The following is a 2,972-nucleotide window of genomic DNA, read 5'->3' on the forward strand; positions in this document are numbered from 1 at the left end:
GATCGAGGCTGCTGGCAAACGCGACCAAACCATACCGGCTGACTCGACCGTAGGTGGGTTTCAAACCCGTGATGCCGCAGAATGCTGCCGGTTGCCGGATCGATCCTCCGGTGTCGGTGCCCAAGCTCAGTGGGACGGTGCCGGCCGCGACCGCCGCGGCAGCTCCACCGCTGCTTCCGCCGGGAGTTTTGGTGGTGTTCCAAGGGTTGCCGGTCACGCCCATCGCGCTGGTTTCGGTGCTGGCACCCATCGCGAATTCGTCCATGTTGGTTTTGCCAACGACGATCGCACCCGCGTTTTTCAATCGAGCGACCACGGTCGCATCGTATGGCGGGATGAAACCTTCCAGCATCTTCGAAGAGCAGGTGGTCGGCATGTCCGAGGTGCAAAGGACATCTTTGATCGCGACGGGCAGGCCTGCCAACGGTCCCAGAGTTTTGCCTGCTCTTCGATCGGCGTCCACGGCTTCCGCGGCTTGCATCGCGGTTTCTTCGGCAACGTGCGTGAACGCATTGATCGTCGGCTGAGAAGCTCGGATGGCTGCGAGAGATTGTCCGATGACCTCGACTGCGGTGACTTCGCCGGAATCGAGCTGTTTCAGAATTTCCGAGGCCGAATGCAACATGAACGAACCGTCTTGGTCGCGTGGAAAGGAGCGTGAATGGTTTGCGAGGCGGCAGTATCGGCGATCCGACGCCGGATTGGAATGCGGCTGGATTCACACTTGGCAAGCGGCTCGTCAGACGTGCATCGGCCAAGAAAGCTCGGCGACGCAGCCTATCAATGCCGGATGCAATTGGATCGCCCCGCCGTGAAGTTCCGCAATCCGGTGAACGCGACAAAGCGATAAGCCGAGTCCGCGGCCGGCTTCTCGTCCGCTGAAATACGGATCAAACGCGCGGGCGGCATCGTCCGGCGTCAGCCCTTGACCACTGTCCGAAATTCGAAGCAGACAGCGTTTGGCGTCGGAGTCGGCTTCGACGGAAATGACGATTTGGCCTTCAACGCCTATCGACTCGATCGCGTTGAGAACCAAAGCCCGGATGGCCTCGCCGAACATATTCGGGTCCCCATCGCACTTCAGCGAGGATGGCACATCGACATCGATAGAAATCGCATCGCGTTGAAGCGACGGTCGCATCGGAGTGATGACTTCGTCGACAATATGCTTCGCAGAGAATCCCGATTCAAACTGTGGCTCGGGTGGATGAGCGTAGAACATGAGGTCCGCGATCATCGCGTGAGCCCGGTAGGACTGGTCGACGATTCGTTGCAACGAGTCTGCTTGTTGGGTTCCCGATGCCGACGCGATCAATCCCTGAGCTCGAGTCGCGATGTTTGCCAGTGGATTGTTGATCTCGTGAGACAATCCGTACGCGAGTTGCTTTGCCAAATCACGTCGAACGGATTCGAGCGAATCTGAAAACTCACCCTGCAAGCGTTGGCGTTCCGCAGCCATGGCGGTCACTTTGCCGAACGCCACATGGGCATCTTGATTGGACGCGTGTTTGATCGGTTCCGAAGATGACTTGGATTGGTCCGAGTCGATCAAGCGGATCGAATGCAGTGATTGGCAAATGCTGGATCGCCGTGACAAGCCCGCTGCTTTCCACCAAAGATCGGATTCGAGCAGCCAACGCGAAAACGGCAGCGTCTGGAAATGCTGATCCAGTCGCATGAATCGTTGCAGCAGGCTTTCGCCGGTTTGGATGTCAGGGCATGACAGGAAAGCGGAGCCATCCCATATCTCTGCACTATGACGCACCCACCAATCCGCCAATTGTTTGGTGGTCCACTGTCCCGCGATCGGACGCCAACCACGTTCGTGTTCTTGCACCAGTTTTGCAGCGGTGAATAGACACAGAGCGGGATCGTGCCGAAGTGTATTCCGTAACTGACGCCGAAACGTGGCGCTGATGTCGCGAGAAACCAACGCGTGCAGCAATGTTGCCGACGAACTGGAACGCATCGGTAACCAAATGCGTTCTTCGTGCGATGGATTCGCCGTCCCCTCGTCACGCTGGATGACGATGGGAGGCAGCCAACCAGCAAACAGATCAGCCGATGACACCGCGATCCATTTCGAGCAAAGTGCAAGCGCGGCCGACCAAGTCGTCAATCGAGAACGGCTTCTGCATGAAGTCGTTGGCACCGGCGGCTTTCAAACCGTCGACCTTGCTGTGCTCGACCATCCCCGAGATGCACAGAATCTTCACGGTGTCCATCGATGGATCACTGCGGACTCTTTGGCAAACTTCCTTCCCATTGATATCGGGAAGCATAACGTCGAGGATCACGAGGTCAGGCCGAAATTCCTTCACACCCATCCCGGCGTCAAAGCCGTTGTTGGCGGTGCGGATGTCGAACCGAGCATCGCGTTGGAATCCGTCCTGCATCAAGTCGACCAAGTCTTGGTCGTCATCGACGATCAGCAGTTTCTTTTTACCGCTTTCCAAGGCATCGGTTGGGATCCCGTTGTCCTTCATGAACAGAAACAACTGCTCACGGGGGATCCGTCGGAACTTGCTTCCTGGGACACGGAAACCCTTCAGCGAACCGTTGTCGAAACAACGGATGATCGTCTGTTGACTGACTTTGCAGATCTTGGCTGCTTCGCCAGTCGTGAATACCGTTTTTGTGGTCATGGCGGGAACCGTCCTCCCTGTGGGGTAGCCCAATACCGAAATGAGGAAAGCGCGAAGCCGGTGGGTGGTCAGAGAAAACTCTCACCGAAGCACCCAGCTTCACTCCGTCACTCCAATTAGCAAAACCGCGGGGATGATGCACTAGCACTTCAACCCACTAGAGTCACAAACGCACTTAAAATTCGCCGAACTCGCAAGGGTCACAAGCGACCGCACTTCCCTGGCTTGCCACTACGGCAAATCATACAGTTCAGGCAAGATGGGTCAAGGTTGATTGGGCGGCTCACCGGCGCAGTGGCTGGTGATTGTTTGAAAATGCGAATTTGC

At 56.9% G+C, this 2,972-nt stretch carries 3 protein-coding genes; all 3 read right to left on the reverse strand.

Annotation, left to right across the window (positions count from 1 at the left end; translation table 11 throughout):
* Positions 1-625, reverse strand: a 625-nt coding sequence (locus B2R17_RS07955; RefSeq protein ID WP_286763552.1) for an amidase, incomplete at its 3' end; no start/stop codon positions are given.
* Between the two features lie 114 nt (positions 626-739).
* Entirely contained in the window at positions 740-2,071 is a 1,332-nt protein-coding gene (locus tag B2R17_RS07960) for a sensor histidine kinase (protein ID WP_286763553.1), read from the reverse strand.
* Entirely contained in the window at positions 2,058-2,645 is a 588-nt protein-coding gene (locus B2R17_RS07965) for a response regulator (RefSeq protein WP_007328727.1), read from the reverse strand. Before B2R17_RS07965 ends, B2R17_RS07960 begins: the two co-directional genes overlap by 14 nt.
* Positions 2,646-2,972: the final 327 nt, after the last annotated feature.

The sequence above is a fragment of the Rhodopirellula sp. UBA1907 genome, from assembly GCF_002337565.1.
GTDB classification, from domain to species: domain Bacteria; phylum Planctomycetota; class Planctomycetia; order Pirellulales; family Pirellulaceae; genus Rhodopirellula; species Rhodopirellula europaea.

Bases quoted from the DNA above. Each gene is read 5' to 3' on its own strand.
- B2R17_RS07965 (WP_007328727.1), bottom strand. From the start codon at position 2,645: ATGACCACAAAAACGGTATTCACGACTGGCGAAGCAGCCAAGATCTGC.